This is a genomic window from Jeongeupia chitinilytica (assembly GCF_014652315.1).
GTDB lineage: Bacteria > Pseudomonadota > Gammaproteobacteria > Burkholderiales > Chitinibacteraceae > Jeongeupia > Jeongeupia chitinilytica.
In genome coordinates, this window is record NZ_BMYO01000006.1 from 223,287 (window position 1) to 242,521 (window position 19,235).

Sequence of the window (19,235 nt, forward strand, 5' to 3'; positions counted from 1 at the left end):
GTCATGAACCGGATGATTCCGCCGACTCAGGCGCGCAAGCGCTACAGCCAGCAGCTCAAGCTCGAGCGCTGGCGGGTCTGGTTCGTCATTGCCGGGCTGCTGGGGCTGTTTGCGATCCTGCTCGGCCGCGGCCTGTGGCTGCAGGTGTTCAACGAAGAGTTCCTGCAGGGCCAGGGCGAGGCGCGCTATGCCCGGACGCTCCGGCTCGAAGCCAATCGCGGCATGATCACCGACCGCAACGGTGAGCCGCTGGCGATCTCGACGCCGGTGCAGTCGATCTGGGCCAGCCCGCGCAGCATCGCCCTGCTGCCCGCCGGCCAGACCCGTCCGGACGACTGGGAACCGGAGTCCGACAAGGATCCGGTGCCGCTGTCGCAGGATGAAGTCGCCAAGCTGGCGCGTGCCCTCGGCATGCCGGCCGCCGATGTGGTGAAGAAGCTCGGCGATCCGCGCCGCACCAACAAGGGCGAGGTCATCAAGGACAAGGAAGGCAAGCCCAGCCGTCCCGATTTCGTCTGGCTGCGCCGGCAGATGAACCCGCAGGATGCCAAGAACGTGCTGGCGCTGAACATTCCCGGCGTCTACGCACAGGCCGAGTACCGTCGCTACTATCCGGCCGGCGAGATCATGGCGCAGATCATCGGCTACACGAACATCGACGGCCATGGTCAGGAAGGGCTCGAACTCGCGCGCGACAAGCTGCTGTCCGGCCAGACCGGCAGCCGCACGGTGATCCGCGACCGGCGCGGCTACATCGTCGAGGACATCTCGACCATCGTGCCCCCGAAAGACGGCGAGACGCTGGCGCTGTCGATCGACCGGCGCATCCAGTACCTCGCCTATCGCGAGCTCAACAAGGCGGTCAGCGATTTCGATGCTGCCGGCGGCAGCATCGTCGTGCTCGACGCGCGCACCGGCGAAATCCTCGCGCTGGCGAACTCGCCGTCGTACAACCCGAACAGCCGCGCGCCGATCGATCCGTCGAAGAAGCGCAACCGCGCGATTACCGACCTGTACGAACCGGGTTCGACGCTCAAGCCGCTGACCATCGCCGCGGCGATGCAGGCCGGCACGATCAACGCCAAGACGACGTTCAACACCTCGCCCGGTGCACTGTCGATGGGCGGCTTCACGATCAAGGACACCCACAACTACGGCGTGCTGACCCCCGAGGGCATCCTCGTGCATTCGAGCAACATCGGCGCGCTCAAGGTCGCGTTGACGATGCCGCGCGAAACGCAGTGGAACATGCTCAACGCGGTCGGCATCGGCCAGCGGCCAGGGCTGGGCTTTCCGGGCGAATCATCGGGCAAGCTGCGGCCGTTCAAGACCTGGTATCCGATCGAGCAGGGCACCATGGGCTACGGCTACGGCCTGTCGGTCAGCCTGATGCAGATGGCCAAGGCCTACCAGATCTTCGCCACCGACGGCATCGAGCATCCGGTGAGCCTGATCAAGCAGCCGGCACCGATGCCGGGTAAGCAGGTGATTTCGCCCGAGCTGGCGCAGACGATCCGCGGCTATCTCGAAAAGGTAACCCAGCCCGGCGGTACCGCGACGCGTGCGCAGGTGGTCGGCTACCGCGTGGCCGGCAAGACCGGTACCGCCCGCAAGCAGAGCGGCGGCAACTACGCCGACAAGAAATACGTCGGCTCCTTTGTCGGTCTGGCGCCGGTGTCGAATCCGCGGCTGATCGTCGCGGTAATGATCGACGAACCGGACATCAAGAAGAGCATTTACGGTGGCGCCGTCGCCGCGCCGGTGTTTTCGAGTGTCGTCGCCGGCACGCTGCGCCTGCTCGGCATCCCGCCGGACGCGCCGACCAACAACATTCTGCTGCCGAGTCCCCAGGACACCAAGGAGGACGAAGCATGGGTCCCATAAGCTGGGCACTGCCCGCGCTCGACTTCGCCGCGATCGACGCCCTTGCCGCGGGCCGCGAGGTCGTGGCCGACAGCCGCAAGGTCCGGCCCGGTGACGTGTTCCTCGCCTTCCAGGGCGAGTACGCCGACGGCCGCCGGTACATCGATGCGGCAATTGCCGCCGGTGCCGGTGCGGTGCTGTGGGAGTCCGATGATACGGATGGCGACGGTTTCGTCTGGCAGCCGCAGTGGACGGTGCCGAACCTTGGCGTGCCGCAGCTGCGTGCACAGGCCGGCATCGTCGCGAGCCATCTGCTCGGCCATCCGAGTGCGGCGCAGACCGTCGTCGGCATCACCGGCACCAACGGCAAGACGTCGATCGCCAACTGGCTCGGTCAGGCCTTCACCCGGCTCGGCTTCCCGACCGGCGTGCTCGGCACGCTCGGCAATGGCGTGTACCCGGCACTGGAGAGCTCGACGCACACGACGCTCGATCCGGTCGCGCTGCAGCACTGGCTGGCGCGGTTCCGCGACGCCGGTGCCGCGCATGTGGCGATGGAAGTCAGCTCGCACGGGCTCGCGCAGGCGCGTGCGCACGGCGTCGCGTTCGACATCGCCGTATTCACCAATCTGACACGCGATCATCTCGACTACCACGGCACGCTCGAAGCCTACGGCGCCGAGAAGGCCAAACTCTTCGTCTGGCAGGGACTGAAGGCGGCGGTGATCAACGCCGACGATGCCTTCGGACGCACGCTGCTGGCCACAACGACCGCGCCGCGCGTGCTGAGCTACGGCATCGACGCCGGCGACATCCGCGCCACCCGGATCGAGGCGACGCTGGACGGCCTCGTGCTCGACGTCGTGACGCCGGCCGGCGGGGCGACGATCCGATCGTCGCTGGTCGGCCGTTTCAACGCCTACAACCTGCTCGCCTGCCTGGGCGTGCTGCTGGCCGCCGACGTGGCACTGGTCCAGGCCGTGGCCGCGCTCGAGGCGATCGAGTCGGCGCCGGGGCGGATGCAGCGCCTTGGCGGTGTGCGGCAGCCGCTGGTCGTCGTCGATTACGCCCACACGCCCGACGCGCTGGACAAGGCGCTGACGACCTTGCGCGAGGCGATGCCGGCGAGAAGCCGGCTCTACTGCGTGTTCGGCTGCGGCGGCGACCGTGACCGCGGCAAGCGGCCGCTGATGGGCGAGATCGCCTGCCGGCTCGCCGATGCCACCGTGATCACCAGCGACAATCCGCGCAGCGAGCCGCCGCAACAGATCATCGACGACATCGTCGCCGGCGTGGCCGGTGTCGACGGCAGCGGTCTGGCCAACTATTCGATCGAATCGGACCGCACCCGCGCGATCACCGCAACGATCGACCTCGCCGGCGCGGGCGATGTCGTCCTGATCGCCGGCAAGGGCCACGAGACCTATCAGGAAATCCGGGGCGTGCGCCATCACTTCGACGACGTTGAAGTGGCCCGCGCCGCCCTGACGAGGAAAGCATCATGATGTTGACGTTGCACGCGGCAGCACAGGCCGTCGGTGGCGCCGTTCAGGGCGACGCGACGGCCTCGTTCGCCCGTGTCACCACCGACAGCCGCGACATCCGCGAAGGCGACCTGTTCGTCGCGCTGCGTGGCGACCGCTTCGACGGGCACGATTTCGCCGATGCCGCGCTGGCACAGGGCGCCGCGGCCGTACTGGTCGAGACCGGCGGCACGGGCAACCGCATCGTCGTCGCCGACACGCTCGCGGCACTCGGCGCGCTGGCCAGTCACTGGCGCGACGTGATCGCGCCACGGCTGATCGCGATCACCGGCAGCAACGGCAAGACCAGCGTCAAGGAAATGACTGCGGCCATTCTCGCGGCCCACGCCGGTGCCGACGCGGTGCTGGCGACCCGCGGCAACCTCAACAACCACATCGGCGTGCCGCTGACGCTGCTGGGCCTGCGCGCGCAGCACCGTTATGCGGTGGTCGAAATGGGCATGAACCACTTTGGCGAGATCGACTACCTGACGCGCATGGCGCGTCCGGACGTCGCGCTGGTCAACAACGCCGGCGCGGCGCATCTCGAAGCACTGGGCTCGGTCGAGGGCGTGGCGCGCGCCAAGGGCGAAATCTTCGCCGGACTGGCCGATGGCGGGACCGCGGTACTGAATGCCGACGACGTCTACGCGCCGCTGTGGCGTTCGCTCGCCGCCGGCAAGCCGCAGACGGGCTTCGGCCTTGGTGCCGAGGCGGACGTCCGTGCGACCGACATCATCGCCGGTGCGCTCGACAGCCGCTTTGTGATGGCAACGCCGGCGGGCAACGCCGTGGTGCAGCTCGGCGTGCCGGGCGTGCACAACGTCCGCAATGCGCTGGCCGCCACTGCGGCCGCACTGGCACTGGCCGTCCCGCTTGTCATTTGTACCGCTGGCCTTGCCGCGTACCACGGTGTAAAAGGCCGCCTCGAACGCAAGACCGCCGCCCGTGGCGCATTGCTGATCGACGACAGCTACAACGCCAATCCGGACTCGATGAAGGCGGCGATCGACGTGCTGGTCCGCATCGGCGCCGACCAGCAACGGCGGACCCTGCTGGTGCTCGGCGACATCGGCGAAGTCGGTGACGACGCGCCGGCACGCCATGCCGAAGTCGGTGCCTACGCGAAGACGGCTGGCGTGCAGCACCTGTTCACGCTCGGCGAACACATGCGCGAGGCCGCTGCGGCGTTCGGCAGCCGGCATTTCGACACGCTGGACGCGCTGCTCGCGGCGCTGACGCCCGAAACGGGGTCCGACGCGGCGGTGCTGGTCAAGGGATCGCGCTTCATGCGCATGGAGCGTGTCGTCGACGCGCTCGTCAACGAACAAGGAAACGACTAGCCATGCTGCTCTGGCTGACGCAATGGCTCGGTGAATCGATCCGCGCCTTCAATGTCTTCAACTACATCACGCTGCGCGCGGTGCTGGCGACGATGACCGCGCTGACGATCTCGTGGATGCTCGGTCCTTGGGTGATCCGCAAGCTGACCGAAATGAAGGTCGGCCAGGCGGTCCGCAGCGACGGCCCGCAGACGCATCTGGTCAAGGCCGGCACGCCGACGATGGGCGGCACGCTGATCCTGCTGTCGATCGGCCTGACGACGCTGCTGTGGGGCGAGCTGAGCAACAAGTACGTCTGGCTGGTGTTGATCGTGACGCTGGCGACCGGCATCATCGGCTTCGTCGACGACTACAAGAAGGTGGCGCTGAAGAACCCGAAGGGCCTGAGTGCCAAGGCCAAGATGTTCTGGCAGTCGGCCATCGCCATCGGTGCCGGGCTGTTCCTCGTCAACGCCGGCCAGCTGCCGTCGCACACCGGCTTCATCATCCCGTTCTACAAGGAAATCCTCTATCCGTTCGGGGCGATCGGCTTCTGCGTACTGACCTATTTCGTCATCGTCGGCACCAGCAACGCGGTCAACCTGACCGACGGCCTCGACGGTCTGGCGATCATGCCGACGGTGCTCGTCTCGGGTGCGTTCTGCATCTTCGCCTACGTTGCCGGCAACGTGAAGTTCGCGACCTATCTCGGCATTCCGCACGTGCCGGGCGCCGGCGAGCTGGTGGTGTTCTGCGCGGCGATGGCCGGTGCCGGGCTCGGCTTCCTGTGGTTCAACGCCTATCCGGCCGAGGTCTTCATGGGCGACGTCGGTGCGCTGGCGCTCGGCGCCGGCCTCGGCACCGTGGCGGTGATCGTGCGCCAGGAAATCGTGCTCCTGATCATGGGCGGCGTGTTCGTCGTCGAGGCGCTGTCGGTAATGATCCAGGTCGCCAGTTTCAAGATGACCGGCAAGCGGGTGTTCCGGATGGCACCGCTGCACCACCACTACGAACTCAAGGGCTGGAAGGAGACGCAGGTTGTCGTCCGCTTCTGGATCATCACCATGCTGCTGGTCCTCGTCGGCCTGGCCACGCTGAAGTTGCGCTGAGGAGCCGACATGGATTTCAACGGTAAGAACGTCGTCGTCGTCGGGCTCGGCATCACCGGGCTGTCCTGCGTGCGCTGGCTCGTACGCCATGGCGCGCAGGTCACCGTCGCCGACAGCCGCGATGTGCCGCCCAGCGCCGACGTGCTCGCTGCCGAGCTGCCCGCTGTCGCCACGCGATTCGGCGCCTTCAGCGACGCGACGTTTGCCGATGCCGGGCTGCTCGTCGTCAGCCCCGGCGTGCCGCTGGCCACGCCCGAAATCGCCCGTGCGATTGCCCGGGGTGTCGACATCGCCGGCGACGTCGAGCTGCTGGCACGTGCCATCCGCGGCAGCGGTGCCCGGGTGCTGGCGATCACCGGCAGCAACGGCAAGACCACCGTCACCAGCATGGTCGGCAAGATGTGCGAGCAGGCCGGCCTCAAGACCGTCGTTGCCGGCAACATCGGCCTGCCGGTACTCGATGCGCTGTCCGACTGGGAAAGCCGCAGCGGCAATCCGGACGTCTGGGTGCTCGAACTGTCGAGCTTCCAGCTGGAAACCACCAGCTCGCTGACGCCCGACGCTGCCGTCGTGCTCAACGTGACCGAAGACCATCTCGACCGTTACGACGGCATGCGCGACTACGCACAGACCAAAGCGCGGATCTTCAATGGGCTCGGCGTGATGGTGCTGAACCGCGAGGACGGCTGGTGCCGCGGCATGACGCAGCCGGGCCGCAACATCGTCTGGTTCGGCACCGATGCGCCGCGCAATCCGAGCGAGTACGGTCTGGTCGCCGACGGCGACGACGTGGCGCTCAAGCTCGGCGAGCGCACGCTGATGAAAGCCGGCGAGCTGCAGCTCGCGGGGCTGCACAACGCCGCCAACGCGCTGGCCGCGCTGGCGCTGACCCGCGCGATCGGCCTGCCGAGTGCACTGTCGATCGCTGCGCTCAAGGCCTTCAAGGGCCTGCCGCACCGCGTCGAGTTCGTCGCCGAGAAGGCGGGCGTCAGGTATTACGACGACTCGAAGGGCACCAACGTCGGTGCGACCGAGGCGGCGCTCAAGGGCATGAGCCAGCCGGTGGTGCTGATCGCCGGCGGTGACGGCAAGGGTCAGGATTTCATGCCGCTGAAGGCCGCGTGCGAGCGCATCTGCCGTGCCGTGGTGCTGATCGGCCGGGACGGACCGCAGATCGCCGAGGTGCTCAACGAGGCCACCTCGCAACTGCTCGACGCCGATGACGACGAGGAAGCCTTCCTGCCGGTGCTGCAGGTGCCGACGCTGGAAATGGCGACACAGATGGCCGCCAACCTCGCCGAACCGGGCGATGTGGTGCTGCTGAGCCCGGCGTGCGCCAGTCTCGACATGTTCCGCAACTATCACCACCGCGCCGAAGTGTTCATTGCCGCGGTCCGGGGTCTGGAAGGCTGACGCGATGAAAGCGATCTTCTACCGGGCCCTCAAGCGCATCCGCCCCAGCATGGCCGCCTACGACCAGGCGCTGCTGTGGTGCGTGATCCTGCTGCTGACCATCGGTCTGGTAATGGTCTATTCGGCGTCGATCGCGATGGCCGAAGTCGACAAGGACACCGGTTTCCGCTCGACCTACTTCCTGATCCGCCACTCGATCTTCCTCGTCGTCGGCGTGGTCGCGGCCTTCTTTTCGTTCAGCATCTCGACCCGGACATTGCAGCAGTACGCGCCCTTGCTGTTCATCCTCGGCGTGCTGCTGCTGATCCTGGTGCTGGTGCCGGGCATCGGCCGCGAGGTCAACGGCAGCCGGCGCTGGCTCGGTTTGGTGGTGATCAACCTGCAGCCGTCCGAGCTGATGAAGCTCGCCGCGGCCTTCTATGCCGCCGACTACACGGTGCGCAAGGCCGCATTCATGGGCGGCGACTTCTGGGCCAGCATCACCAAGGGTCTGCTGCCGATGCTGTTCGTGATGCTCATCGTCGGCGGTCTGCTGCTGCTCGAACCGGACTTCGGCGCGTTCGCGGTCATCACCGCGATCACCATGGGCCTGCTCTTCCTCGGCGGTTTCAACTGGCGGCTGTTCGCCGGGCTGATCGTGCTGCTCGGCATCGGCTTCGTCGGCCTGATCGCCAGCTCGCCGTACCGGCGCGCGCGCGTGCTCGGCTTCCTCGATCCGTGGCAGGACCCGTACGGCAAGGGTTACCAGCTGAGCCACTCGCTGATCGCCTTCGGCCGCGGCGAATGGCACGGTGTCGGCCTCGGCGCCAGCGTCGAGAAACTGTCCTACCTGCCCGAAGCGCATACCGACTTCCTGATGGCGATCATCGCCGAGGAGTTCGGCTTCCTCGGCGTGGCTGTCGTTGTCGGCCTGTTCGCCTTTCTGGTGTTCCGCTGCTTCATGATCGGCGTGCAGGCCGCCAAGCTAGACCGCGCCTATCAGGCGCTGGTGGCACAGGGCATCGGCATCTGGATCGGCGTGCAGTCGGTGATCAACATCGGCGTGAACATGGGCCTGCTGCCGACCAAGGGCCTGACGCTGCCGCTGCTGTCGTTCGGCGGTTCGGGCATCGTCGCCAACCTGCTGGCGCTCGGCGTCGTCATGCGCATCGATTACGAGAACAGGCAGCTGATGCGGGGGCGCAAGGTATGAAACACCTGCAACGCCGCTGCGGCCACGAATCGCTGCGTTGCGCAGTGCTCGCAATGCTCATGAACACGCATGTTCATTCCGCTTGCTGCGCACCGGGCGCCTTGCGCTTCGCGCCCTCGCGATGCGTTGGAGGTGCTTCATCATGAAGCGCACCCTGCTCGTCATGGCCGGCGGTACCGGCGGCCACATCTTCCCGGCGCTGGCCGTGGCCAACGCGATGCGCGAACGCGGCTGGGACGTGGTCTGGCTCGGTGCGGCTGGGGCGATGGAAACGCGCATCGTGCCGCAGCACGACATCCCGCTCGAAACGCTCGCCATTACCGGCGTGCGCGGCAAGGGGCTGCTGAAGAAGCTGGCCCAGCCTTGGGTACAGCTGAAGGCGCTGTGCGGTTCGCTGCGGACCATCTTCCGCCATCGCCCCGATGTGGCAATCGGTTTTGGCGGCTTTACCGGTTTCCCGGGCGGCCTAGCGATGCGGCTGCTGTGGCTGCCGCTGGTGGTGCATGAACAGAACTCGGTGGCCGGGCTGACCAACAAGGCGCTGTCGAAGTTCGCCAACCGCGTGCTGTTCGCGTTTCCGTCGGCGTTCCGCAGCGCACCGCCGCGCTTCGACTGCGTCGGCAATCCGGTTCGCGACGCCATCACCGCGGTTGCCGAACCCGAATCGCGTTTCGCAGGTCGAACCGGCCCGCTGAAGCTGCTGATTGTCGGCGGCAGCCTCGGTGCGCAGGTGTTCAACGAGCAGGTGCCGAAGGCGCTGGCGCTGTTACCCGAAGCCGAGCGCCCGGTGGTGATCCACCAGGCCGGCGAAAAACACATCGATGCGCTGAAGGCCAACTACGCCGCGGCCGGTGTCGAGGCCGAGTGTGTGGCCTTCATCGGCGACATGGCCGGTGCCTACGCCGATGCCGATCTGGTGCTGTGCCGCGCCGGCGCGCTGACCGTGTCCGAGCTGGCCTGCGTCGGTGCGGCATCGGTGCTGGTGCCGTTCCCGTACGCGGTCGACGACCACCAGACCGGTAACGCGCGTTACCTGTCCGAGTCCGGCGCCGGCGTGCTGCTGCAACAAACCGAATTCGGCGCCGAGCGTTTCGCGGCGCTGCTGAAAGAGACAAACCGAGCGCGCTGCCTGGAAATGGCCCACAAGGCCCGGCAGCTCGCCAAGCCCGACGCGACCGAACGGGTCGTGGCGGTGATCGAGGAATTGGCAAGATGAAACACAAGGTCAAACGCATCCACTTTGTCGGGATCGGCGGTGTCGGCATGAGCGGCATCGCCGAGGTGCTCGCCAACCAGGGCTTTGCCGTCAGCGGCTCCGATCTGGGCAGCAACGCGGCGACGCAGCGGCTGCAGAACGCCGGTGCCGTGGTGCACAAGGGCCACGATGCGGCCTACGTCGCCGACGCCGATGTCGTGGTGATCTCGAGCGCGGTCAAGGACGACAATCCCGAGGTGGTCGAGGCGCGCGCGCGCAAAATACCGGTGATTCCCCGCGCGCTGATGCTGGCCGAACTGATGCGGCTGCAGCGCGGCATCGCGATCGCCGGTACGCACGGCAAGACGACGACAACCAGCCTGACTGCCAGCATTCTCGAAGCCGCCGGCATGGATCCGACCTTCGTCATCGGCGGCAAGCTGCACGCGGCCGGCTCGAACGCGCGCCTTGGTCACGGTGACTATCTGGTCGCCGAAGCCGACGAGAGCGATGCGTCCTTCCTGCACCTGAGCCCGATGATCTCGGTCGTGACCAATATCGACCAGGACCATATGGACACGTATGGCCACGACTTCGACAACGTGAAGAAGGCCTTCGTCGAGTTCCTCTACCACCTGCCGTTCTACGGCCGCGCGGTGCTGTGCATCGACGACGCCAGCGTGCGCGAAATCCTGCCGCGCGTGACCAGCCCGATCACGACCTACGGCACCAGCGCCGACGCGATGCTGCGCGCCGAAAACGTTGTCGCGGCCGACGGCCAGATGCGTTTCGACGCGGTGTGGGAAAACGGCGAGACGCGGCGGATTCCGGTCACGCTGAACATGCCCGGCCAGCACAACGTGCTGAATGCGCTGGCGGCCATTGCCATCGGTCTCGAAGTCGGCGCGTCCGACGAGGCGATCCAGCGCGCGCTGGCGACCTTCCAGGGCGTCGGCCGGCGCTTCCAGCGCTACGGCGAAGTGGCGTGCGACGGTGGCAGCTTCACGCTGGTCGACGACTACGGCCACCATCCGGTCGAAATGGCGGCGACGATCGCCGCGGCGCGGGGCGCCTTCCCGGGGCGCCGGCTGTTGCTGGCCTTCCAGCCGCACCGTTACAGCCGCACGCGCGACTGCTTCGAGGACTTCGTCAAGGTGCTGGGTACGGTCGACGGCCTGCTGCTGGCCGAGGTCTACGCCGCCGGCGAGGCGCCGATCGTCGCAGCCGACGGCCGTTCGCTGGCGCGCGCGGTGCGCGTTGCCGGCAAGGTCGAACCGATTTTTGTCGAAGACATTGCCGACATGCAGTCCGCCATCGTCGCGGCTGCGAAACACGGCGATGTGGTGATCACGATGGGGGCGGGCTCGATCGGCGCCGTTCCCGGCAAACTGGTGCAGAACTGAAATGGCTGAAATGAAGCAGTACGGCAAGGTGGCCGTGGTGATGGGCGGCGAATCGAGCGAGCGCGAAGTCTCGCTGATGAGCGGCAAGGGCGTGCTTGAGGCACTGCGCAGCCAGGGCATCGACGCCCATGCCTTCGATCCGGCCGAACAAGCGCTCGAAGCGCTGCACGAAGAGGGTTTCGACCGGGCCTTCCTGATCCTGCACGGCGGCGATGGCGAGGACGGCACGATCCAGGGCGCGCTCGAATACCTCGGCATCCCGTACACCGGCTGCGGCGTGATGGCGAGTGCGATCGGCATGGACAAGTGGCGCACCAAGCTGATGTGGCAGGCCGTCGGCCTGCCGGTGCCGGCCTATCTGCTGCTCGACGCGCAGAGCGATTTCGACTCGGTGATCCCGAAGCTGGGCTCGCCGGTGTTCGTCAAACCGTCGAATGGCGGTTCGAGTGTCGGCGTGACCAAGTGCCGCAACGCCGGTGAAATCCGCGCCGCCTACGAGGAAGCCGCCAAGTACGACCCGCTGGTGATGGTCGAGCAGGCCGTTTCCGGTGGCGAGTTCAGCTGCGCCGTCCTCAACGGCCGTGCGCTGGCAACGGTGAAGATCGAGCCGGCAACCGAGTTCTACGACTACGACGCCAAGTACTTCCGCGACGATACCGTCTACACCTGCCCGGGCCTCGCCGGTGAAGCCGAAGCACAGGCGCGCGTGCTCGCCGAAGCCGCATACCGCGTGCTCGGTGCGACCGGCTGGGCGCGGATCGACTTCCTGACCGACGCCGACGGCAAGGTCTACCTGCTCGAGCCGAACACCGCACCGGGCATGACCAGCCACAGCCTGTTCCCGATGTGCGCGCGCGAAGCCGGCATCGGCTACGAGCAGCTGGTGCTGCAGATCCTCGACACGACGCTTGAAGGAGAGGCCAACTGATGTTTGGCAGCGAAAAACCTCGTCAGGCCGTCGCGAGCGGCGGTCAGGCGAGCCAGCAGCGCAGCGACCGGAATGGGCGTATGGCCCATAAGGATCGCGTGCAGCGCACGACGCAGCATCACCGCTGCGTCGTAGGCATGGCGGGGTTTTTCCATGTGGGATAGGCCGCAGCTCTTGATGTGGTTCGCCAACCTGCTCACCGCGATGGCGGTGCTGCTGCTGTTCTATTCGCTGGTGTTCCTGACCATCCATTCGCCGCTGTTTCCGGTACGGCAGGTCAAGATCGACGGCGAGCTGTCGCACGTGACCAAGGAACAGCTGCAGTACGTGATCAAGAACGAGCTGAAAGGGACCTTCTTCACGCTCGACCTCGACAAGACCCGGCAGGCGTTCGAAAAGCTGCCGTGGGTGCGCGAGGTGAACGTGCGCCGGCGCTGGCCGGACCGGCTCGAAGTGAACATCGAAGAGCAGCACGCCTACGCCCGCTGGGGGTCCGTGGCACTGCTCAACACCTATGGCGAGCGTTTCGACGCGGCCAGCAACGACAAGCTGCCGGTGCTCGAGGGCCCGGAGGGGACCGAGAAACTGATGGTCGAGGGCTACCGGATGCTCAAGGGCGCGATGGCGCCGCTGCAGAAAGCACCGACGCACCTGTGGCTGTCACCGCGGCGTGCCTGGCGCTTCCAGCTCGACAACGGCGTGGTCGTCGAAGTCGGCCGCGACGATGCGGTCGAACGCGTGCGTCGCTTTGCCGTCGCGTACCCGAACTCGCTGGCGCTGATCGCCGAGAAGCATCCGTTCGAATACGTCGACCTGCGTTACCCGAACGGCTTTGCCGTCCGGCTACCGGCCTACAAGCCGGAAGAAACACCGAAATCCGGTGCCCGTCCTGCCGCGGCCAGACCGGCCGCCAAGGCGTCGGCACCGGCGGCAGTGAAACCCAAACCCCGCAACGCCTCGGCGTAGCGGGCAAGAATCCGCGGCCGGCGCGTGCGTGCCGGCCTGTTTTGAATTGCGTTGAGTAAGAAAGAGGCTTCTGTGAGTAGAGACGCGAACAACCTCATCGTCGGGCTCGATATCGGCACGTCCAAGATCGTTGCCGTGGCGGCCGAAATCCAGGATGACGGCATGCTGAACGTCGTCGGCCTCGGGTCGGCAACCAGCCGCGGTCTCAAGCGCGGCGTCGTCGTCGACATCGAGAAGACCGTCGGCGCGATCCAGAGCGCGCTCGGCGAGGCCGAGCTGATGGCCGACTGCAAGATCCGCGAAGTGTTCACCGGCATCGCCGGCAGCCACATCAAGGGCATCAATTCGGACGGCATGGTCGCGATCAAGGACAAGGAAGTCACCGACGCCGATGTCCAGCGCGTGATCGAGACCGCCAGCGCGGTCAACATTCCGACCGACCACCAGGTGCTGCACATCCTGGCGCAGGAATACATGATCGACGGCCAGGAAGGCGTGAAGGAACCGCTGGGCATGTCCGGCGTGCGCCTGCACGTCAACGTGCACATCGTGTCCGGTGCCGTCTCGGCGGTGCAGAACATCACCAAGTGCGTGCGCCGTTGCGGGCTCGAGATCGCCGAAGTCGTGCTGCAGCCGCTGGCGTCGGCGACGTCGGTACTGACCGACGACGAGAAGGAACTCGGTGTCTGCCTCGTCGACATCGGCGGCGGCACGACCGATCTGGCGGTGTTCATGGGCGGCGCGATCCGCCACACCGCGGTGATCCCGATCGCCGGCGACCAGATCACCAACGACATCGCCATGGCGCTGCGTACGCCGACGGCCGAGGCCGAGAACATCAAGATCCAGCATGGCGTCGCGCTGCGGCACATGACCGACCCGCAACAGATGATCGAGGTGCCGGGGGTCGGCGAGCGCGGTTCGCGCCAGATGAGCCGGCACACGCTGGCCGAGGTCGTCGAGCCGCGGATCGAGGAGCTGTACGCGCTGGTCCAGGCCGAATTGCGCCGCAACGGTTTCGAGGACCGGCTCTCGAGCGGCATCGTCATCACCGGCGGCGCGTCGCTGATGCCGGGCATGGTCGAGCTCGCCGAAGAGATCTTCCACATGCCGGTGCGCCTCGGACTGCCGAAGTATGTCGGCGGGCTGGCGGAGGTCGTCAAGAATCCGCGCTACTCGACCGCGGTGGGTCTGCTGTTGCTGGCCAGGGAGCAATACCACAAGAATCCGGCCGGCAAGGCCAAGGACGGATCGTTCGGGGACATTCTGGGCCGCATGAAATCGTGGTTCCAGAATAATTTTTAGTCAGTTTCGGGTCAGTAAGTTAGAATCGGGTCAAGAAGGAGAGTCATCATGGCATTGAGTATCGAAGTCCACGACGTCGCACACGCCGTCAACATCAAGGTGATCGGCGTTGGTGGCGCCGGTTGCAACGCAATCAACAACATGATCGAGCACGCCCTCGCCGGTGTGCAGTTCATTTCGGCCAACACCGATGCACAGGTGCTGAAGCTGTCGAAAGCCGAGCACATCGTGCCGCTGGGCCAGGAGCTGACGCGCGGTTTCGGCGCCGGCTGCAACCCGGACATCGGCCGTGAAGCCGCCGAGGAAGACCGCGAGCAGCTCGCCGAGCTGATCGACGGCGCCGACCTGCTGTTCATCACCGCCGGCATGGGCGGCGGTACCGGTACCGGCGCAGCACCGGTGATCGCGCAAGTCGCGCGCGAGAAGGGCATCCTGACCGTCGGCGTCGTCACCAAGCCGGGACTGGACGAAGGCAACCGTCAGAAGGTCGCGCAGGCCGGGATCGACGAGCTGGGCCGCTATGTCGACTCGCTGATCGTCGTCTCGAACCAGAAGCTCGAGGAAGTGCTCGGCGACGACGTCACCATCGACGAAGCGTTCCGCGCCGCCGACGACGTGTTGCGCAACGCGGTCGGTTCGATCGTCGAGATCATCAACTACCCGGGCCTGATCAACGTCGACTTTGCCGACGTGAAGACCGTGATGCAGGAAATGGGCATGGCGCTGATGGGCACCGCCCATGCGGCCGGTCCGAACCGTGCGGTCGAGGCGGCCGAGGAAGCGATCCGCAGCCCGCTGCTCGACAACATCAACTTCAAGGGCGCCCGCGGCGTGCTGGTCAACATCAGCGCCAGCAAGACCACGCTGAAGAAGAGCGAAATCCGCCAGGTGCGCGAGATCGTCGAAGCCGGTGCGGCCGAAGACGCGGTGGTCAAGCACGGCGTGGTGTACGACGACAGCCTCGGTGACCAGCTGCGCGTGACCTTGATCGCGACCGGCCTCGGCGCCCGCGAAACCGGCAAGCCGGTGATGCAGGTCGTGGCCAGCCAGCCGCTGAAGACCGGCACCGACAACCGTTCGATCGACAGCACCGACTGGAGCGAGTTCGACCTGCCGCCGGGCATGCGCCCGAACCGCCGCAGCTCGGCCGGTTCCGATTCGCGCTCGGTGGTCGGCAATGTCGACATGGACATTCCGGCCTTCCTGCGTCGTCAGGCGGACTGATCGTTCATGCGCGCGACCTGAACGCCCTGCGGTGTACCGCAGGGCGGAGGACGCCTGCGCTTTGTCCCGGTAGATACAGAACGGCAATCGGAAGCATTGCGACGATCAATCCAGCCCATGACCCGGGGCTGCTAGAATTGTCCGCATGAATCCGTTTGGCCAAGGCAATCCATGTTTCAGCAACGAACCCTGAAAACCACGGTCCGTGCGGTCGGCGTCGGCCTGCATTCGGGCGAGCGTGTCACGCTCGTGCTGAAGCCCGCCCCCGTCGACAGCGGCATCGTGTTCCACCGCGTCGATCTGCCCGATTCGGCGCCGTTCAGGGTCGGGCCCTCGCTCGTGAACGACACACGACTCTCCTCCACGCTCATCAACGATGGCGTGCGTGTCGGCACGATCGAGCACCTGATGTCGGCGTTCGCCGGCTTCGGCGTCGACAATGTCGTCGTCGAGGTTGACGCACCCGAAATGCCGATCATGGACGGCTCGGCCGCGCCGTTCATCTACCTGCTGCAAAGCGCCGGTGTCGTCGACCAGGCCGCGCCCAAACGCTTCGTCCGTGTCAGGAAGCCGATCGAGGTGGTCGAAGGCGACAAGTGGGTGAAGCTCGAGCCGCACGACGGCTACAAGGTGTCGCTGAAGATCGATTTCCAGCACCCGGCGTTCAAGAAGTCGGCGCAGACCATCACGCTCGATTTCGCGACCACCAACTACGTGTCCGAGATTGCCCGGGCGCGGACCTTCGGCTTCATCCAGGAAGTCGAGATGCTGCGCACCAACGGTCTGGCGCGCGGCGGCAGCATGGATTCGGTCGTCGTCATCGACGAATACCGCGTGCTCAACGACGGTGGCCTGCGTTTCGAGGACGAGTTCGTCCGGCACAAGGTGCTCGACGCGATCGGTGACCTGTACATCCTCGGCCATCCGCTGATCGCCGCGTTCTCCGGCTACAAGTCCGGTCACGCGATGAACAACAAGCTGCTGCGTGCGCTGCTCGACGACCCGGACAGCTACGAGTTCGTCAGCTTCGAACGGGACGAGGACGTGCCGAGTTCCTTCCACGCCCTGCCGCCGATCGGCATCTGACCTGCCGCGCGGAGCACCATGTTCGCCGTGCTGCGCATTCTCTTCGTCCTGGCCGTCGTCCTCGCCGGCTGGTCGGTGTTCCGCTACCTGCGCACCCGTGATCGCTACTGGCTGGTGTTCCTCCGCCGGGTGATCGCGGCGACGCTGGCGCTCGTGCTGCTGTTCTTCGTCGGTCTCGCGATCGAACGGATCTTCTGGCTCTGACTATGCCCCGCTTTTACCTCGATGCACCGCTTGCCGGCGGTAATACGCTTTCGCTGCCCGAATCGCTGGCCCGCCATGTCCAGGTGCTGCGGATGCAGCCCGGCGAGACCATCACGCTATTCAACGGCCGTGGCGGCGAGTTCGCCGCAACGGTGACGAACATGGGCAAGCGCAATGTCGACGTCGAGGTCGGCGGATTCGATGCGGTCGAGCGCGAGTCGCCGCTGCAGACCGTGCTGCTGCAGGCGGTCTCGAGTGCCGAAAGGATGGACTTTACGGTGCAGAAGGCGACCGAACTCGGCATCAGCCGCATCGTTCCCGTCTACAGCCAGTACTGCCAGCAGCGGCTGTCGGGCGAACGGGCCGAGAAGCGGCTCGCTCACTGGCGCGCTGTCGCTGCAGCGGCGTGCGAGCAGAGCGGCCGTACCCGCGTGCCGCAGATCGATCCGGTCGCAGCGCTGGCCGACGCACTGGCGGCGCTGCCGCAGCTCGACTTGCGGCTGCTGATGTCGCCGGTCGGTGCGGAGTCGTTCCGTTCGCTGGCCGATCGGGCAGGCAGCGTGGCGATGCTGGTCGGTCCCGAAGGCGGCCTCTCGAGCGCCGAGGAACAGCTGGCCATCGCTGCCGGCTTCACGCCGCTGGTGCTCGGCCCGCGCATCCTGCGTACCGAGACCGCCGGCCCGGCATTGCTGGCGCTGGCGCAGGCACGCTGGGGCGACGGCTGATCCGGCTATAATCGGGCTTTGCTCCATCTCAGGCAAAGCATGAACAACCGCTTGCTGTACACGCGCCTTCTCGGCGAGATCCGCCCCTACTGGCCGGTGATTGCCGGCTCCATCGTCTGCATGATCCTCGCCGCCGGCGTCGACGCCGGGCTGGCGGTGCTGCTCAAACCGCTGGTCGACCAGAACCTCCAGGCGCACTCGCTTGCGCATACCGCCGCCTGGGTGCTGCCGGCACAGATTTTCGGCCTGGCCATCCTGCGGCTGGTGACCAACTTCGGTTCGGATTACGCCAGCGGCTGGTTGTCCGCGCGGGTGATGCACGACCTGCGGCAGAAAATGTACGAGCAGTACCTGAAACTGCCGACGCGCTATTACGACCAGAGCTCGACCGGCGTGATGCTGTCGCGGATCACCTTCGACATCGGCAACGTGATGAACGCCGGTGTGCAGGTGCTGACGGTGCTGGTGCGCGACAGCTTCTCGATCGTCGCCTTCCTCGGCGTGATGCTGTACCACGACTGGCAGCTGACGCTGTTGTGCCTGATCCTGCTCCCCGGCGTCGCTGCCAGCATCCGCATCGTCGGTAAGCGCCAGCGCAAGCTGTCGCGTTCGTCGCAGGAAACCATGGGCGAAATGACGCGCATCCTCGACGAAAGCCTCTCGGGCCACCGGGTGGTGAAGATCTTCGGCGGCTTCCCGTACGAGCGGCTTCGCTATTTCAACATCAACAACCGGATGCGCAGCATCATGGTCAAGCAGAACGCCACGTCGGGCGCCAACTCCGGGCTGGTGATGCTGCTGATCGGCATCACGCTGGCGATCATCATCTACTTCGCCAGCCTGCGCGCGCAGACCGGTGCGCTGACCGCCGGTGCCTTCGTGTCGTTCATGGTCGCGATGATGGCGATCCAGCAGCCGGTGAAGAATCTCACCAAGATCAACGAGCAGTTCCACAAGGGCATGGCGGCGGCCGAGTCGGTGTTCGGCGTGCTCGACGAGATGGCCGAGCACGATACCGGTACGCGGCAGATCGAACGCGCCCGGGGCGAGCTCGACATCAAGGCGCTGCAGTTCCATTACGGCGATCCGGACAAGCCGGCGCTGTCCGGCATCGACCTGAAGGTCGCGCCCGGTGAAACGGTCGCGCTGGTCGGCAGTTCGGGCTCGGGCAAGACGACGCTCGCCAACCTGCTGCCACGCTTCTACGAGCCGACCGGGGGCGAAATCGACCTCGACGGCGTGCCGGTGGATCAGTACAAACTTGCCGACCTGCGCCGCCAGTTCGCGATGGTCAGCCAGGACGTCGTGCTGTTCAACGATACGGTAACCGCCAACATTGCCTACGGCGACGAACATCCCGATCCGGCACGCGTGCAGGCGGCAGCCGACGCGGCATTCGCAACCGAGTTCGTCGAGCGGATGAGCGACGGTTTCGACACCATGCTCGGCGAGAACGGCGTGCGGCTGTCGGGCGGCCAGCGCCAGCGGCTGGCGATCGCACGGGCGATCTACAAGGACGCGCCGATCCTGATCCTCGACGAGGCGACCAGCGCACTCGACACCGAGTCCGAGCGCAAGGTGCAGGCGGCGCTGGAAAACCTGATGAAGAACCGTACGACGCTGGTCATCGCCCACCGGCTTAGCACGATCGAGAACGCCGACCGCATCGTGGTGATGCGCGGCGGGCGCATCGTCGAGATCGGCAGCCATGCGCAACTGATCGAGAAGAAGGGCGTGTACGCCCAGATGCACGCGGTGCAGTTCCACGAGGCGTAAC

The 19,235-nt window shown here is 66.3% G+C and carries 16 protein-coding genes; all 16 read left to right on the forward strand.

The genetic code is table 11. From position 1 onward, the window contains the following. Positions 1 to 3: 3 nt before the first annotated feature. The 16 genes from IE097_RS12495 (at position 4) to msbA (ending at position 19,234) form a co-directional block, all read left to right on the forward strand. Positions 4 to 1,884 (forward strand): peptidoglycan D,D-transpeptidase FtsI family protein, encoded by a 1,881-nt coding sequence (locus IE097_RS12495; protein ID WP_229797568.1) that lies wholly within the window; start codon positions 4 to 6, stop codon positions 1,882 to 1,884. Beyond that, the gene (locus tag IE097_RS12500) at positions 1,872 to 3,368 is read left to right on the forward strand and encodes a UDP-N-acetylmuramoyl-L-alanyl-D-glutamate--2,6-diaminopimelate ligase (RefSeq protein WP_189461180.1); all 1,497 of its coding nucleotides are present in this window, start codon (positions 1,872 to 1,874) and stop codon (positions 3,366 to 3,368) included. Before IE097_RS12495 ends, IE097_RS12500 begins: the two co-directional genes overlap by 13 nt. Continuing rightward, positions 3,365 to 4,729, forward strand: a complete 1,365-nt coding sequence (locus IE097_RS12505) for a UDP-N-acetylmuramoyl-tripeptide--D-alanyl-D-alanine ligase (RefSeq protein WP_229797569.1) — start codon at positions 3,365 to 3,367, stop codon at positions 4,727 to 4,729. The genes IE097_RS12500 and IE097_RS12505 overlap by 4 nt, the downstream gene beginning before the upstream one ends. Positions 4,730 to 4,731: 2 nt before the next feature. Beyond that, positions 4,732 to 5,817, forward strand: coding sequence for a phospho-N-acetylmuramoyl-pentapeptide-transferase (mraY, locus tag IE097_RS12510; RefSeq protein ID WP_189461181.1), 1,086 nt, complete (start codon positions 4,732 to 4,734; stop codon positions 5,815 to 5,817). A gap of 9 nt (positions 5,818 to 5,826) precedes the next feature. Continuing rightward, positions 5,827 to 7,230, forward strand: coding sequence for a UDP-N-acetylmuramoyl-L-alanine--D-glutamate ligase (gene murD / locus IE097_RS12515; protein WP_189461182.1), 1,404 nt, complete (start codon positions 5,827 to 5,829; stop codon positions 7,228 to 7,230). A 4-nt stretch (positions 7,231 to 7,234) separates the two neighbouring features. Continuing rightward, entirely contained in the window at positions 7,235 to 8,422 is a 1,188-nt protein-coding gene (gene ftsW, locus IE097_RS12520; protein WP_189461183.1) for a putative lipid II flippase FtsW, read from the forward strand. A 142-nt stretch (positions 8,423 to 8,564) separates the two neighbouring features. Then, entirely contained in the window at positions 8,565 to 9,638 is a 1,074-nt protein-coding gene (gene murG / locus IE097_RS12525; protein ID WP_373295746.1) for an undecaprenyldiphospho-muramoylpentapeptide beta-N-acetylglucosaminyltransferase, read from the forward strand. Beyond that, positions 9,635 to 11,020: a UDP-N-acetylmuramate--L-alanine ligase gene (murC, locus tag IE097_RS12530; protein WP_189461184.1), complete on the forward strand. Its 1,386-nt coding sequence runs from the start codon at positions 9,635 to 9,637 to the stop codon at positions 11,018 to 11,020. The genes murG and murC overlap by 4 nt, the downstream gene beginning before the upstream one ends. A 10-nt stretch (positions 11,021 to 11,030) precedes the next feature. Beyond that, complete coding sequence (locus IE097_RS12535) at positions 11,031 to 11,948, forward strand: D-alanine--D-alanine ligase (RefSeq protein WP_189461268.1); 918 nt, start codon at positions 11,031 to 11,033, stop codon at positions 11,946 to 11,948. Between the two features lie 177 nt (positions 11,949 to 12,125). After that, positions 12,126 to 12,914 carry a cell division protein FtsQ/DivIB gene (locus tag IE097_RS12540; RefSeq protein ID WP_229797570.1) on the forward strand — a complete coding sequence of 263 codons (789 nt, stop codon included), beginning with the start codon at positions 12,126 to 12,128 and terminating at the stop codon, positions 12,912 to 12,914. A gap of 72 nt (positions 12,915 to 12,986) precedes the next feature. Continuing rightward, positions 12,987 to 14,219 carry a cell division protein FtsA gene (ftsA, locus tag IE097_RS12545; RefSeq protein ID WP_189461186.1) on the forward strand — a complete coding sequence of 411 codons (1,233 nt, stop codon included), beginning with the start codon at positions 12,987 to 12,989 and terminating at the stop codon, positions 14,217 to 14,219. 48 nt (positions 14,220 to 14,267) lie between these two features. Then, positions 14,268 to 15,443, forward strand: a complete 1,176-nt coding sequence (gene ftsZ / locus IE097_RS12550) for a cell division protein FtsZ (RefSeq protein WP_189461187.1) — start codon at positions 14,268 to 14,270, stop codon at positions 15,441 to 15,443. Positions 15,444 to 15,614: 171 nt separating this feature from the next. Further along, positions 15,615 to 16,529, forward strand: coding sequence for a UDP-3-O-acyl-N-acetylglucosamine deacetylase (lpxC, locus tag IE097_RS12555; RefSeq protein WP_189461188.1), 915 nt, complete (start codon positions 15,615 to 15,617; stop codon positions 16,527 to 16,529). An 18-nt stretch (positions 16,530 to 16,547) separates the two neighbouring features. Beyond that, on the forward strand, positions 16,548 to 16,733 hold the full coding sequence (locus IE097_RS12560) for a hypothetical protein (RefSeq protein ID WP_189461189.1): 186 nt from the start codon (positions 16,548 to 16,550) through the stop codon (positions 16,731 to 16,733). Positions 16,734 to 16,735: 2 nt separating this feature from the next. After that, positions 16,736 to 17,458 (forward strand): 16S rRNA (uracil(1498)-N(3))-methyltransferase, encoded by a 723-nt coding sequence (locus tag IE097_RS12565; RefSeq protein WP_189461190.1) that lies wholly within the window; start codon positions 16,736 to 16,738, stop codon positions 17,456 to 17,458. A gap of 39 nt (positions 17,459 to 17,497) precedes the next feature. Next, positions 17,498 to 19,234 carry a lipid A export permease/ATP-binding protein MsbA gene (gene msbA / locus IE097_RS12570; protein WP_189461191.1) on the forward strand — a complete coding sequence of 579 codons (1,737 nt, stop codon included), beginning with the start codon at positions 17,498 to 17,500 and terminating at the stop codon, positions 19,232 to 19,234. Position 19,235 lies beyond the last annotated feature (1 nt).

Excerpts from the sequence above, each read along its gene's own strand:
- IE097_RS12495 (WP_229797568.1), top strand. The coding sequence starts at position 4 with ATGAACCGGATGATTCCGCCGACTCAGGCGCGCAAGCGCTACAGCCAG.
- IE097_RS12500 (WP_189461180.1), top strand. The coding sequence starts at position 1,872 with ATGGGTCCCATAAGCTGGGCACTGCCCGCGCTCGACTTCGCCGCGATC.
- IE097_RS12505 (WP_229797569.1), top strand. The coding sequence starts at position 3,365 with ATGATGTTGACGTTGCACGCGGCAGCACAGGCCGTCGGTGGCGCCGTT.
- mraY (WP_189461181.1), top strand. The coding sequence starts at position 4,732 with ATGCTGCTCTGGCTGACGCAATGGCTCGGTGAATCGATCCGCGCCTTC.
- murD (WP_189461182.1), top strand. The coding sequence starts at position 5,827 with ATGGATTTCAACGGTAAGAACGTCGTCGTCGTCGGGCTCGGCATCACC.
- ftsW (WP_189461183.1), top strand. The coding sequence starts at position 7,235 with ATGAAAGCGATCTTCTACCGGGCCCTCAAGCGCATCCGCCCCAGCATG.
- murG (WP_373295746.1), top strand. The coding sequence starts at position 8,565 with ATGAAGCGCACCCTGCTCGTCATGGCCGGCGGTACCGGCGGCCACATC.
- murC (WP_189461184.1), top strand. The coding sequence starts at position 9,635 with ATGAAACACAAGGTCAAACGCATCCACTTTGTCGGGATCGGCGGTGTC.
- IE097_RS12535 (WP_189461268.1), top strand. The coding sequence starts at position 11,031 with ATGAAGCAGTACGGCAAGGTGGCCGTGGTGATGGGCGGCGAATCGAGC.
- IE097_RS12540 (WP_229797570.1), top strand. The coding sequence starts at position 12,126 with ATGTGGTTCGCCAACCTGCTCACCGCGATGGCGGTGCTGCTGCTGTTC.
- ftsZ (WP_189461187.1), top strand. The coding sequence starts at position 14,268 with ATGGCATTGAGTATCGAAGTCCACGACGTCGCACACGCCGTCAACATC.
- lpxC (WP_189461188.1), top strand. The coding sequence starts at position 15,615 with ATGTTTCAGCAACGAACCCTGAAAACCACGGTCCGTGCGGTCGGCGTC.
- IE097_RS12560 (WP_189461189.1), top strand. The coding sequence starts at position 16,548 with ATGTTCGCCGTGCTGCGCATTCTCTTCGTCCTGGCCGTCGTCCTCGCC.
- IE097_RS12565 (WP_189461190.1), top strand. The coding sequence starts at position 16,736 with ATGCCCCGCTTTTACCTCGATGCACCGCTTGCCGGCGGTAATACGCTT.
- msbA (WP_189461191.1), top strand. The coding sequence starts at position 17,498 with ATGAACAACCGCTTGCTGTACACGCGCCTTCTCGGCGAGATCCGCCCC.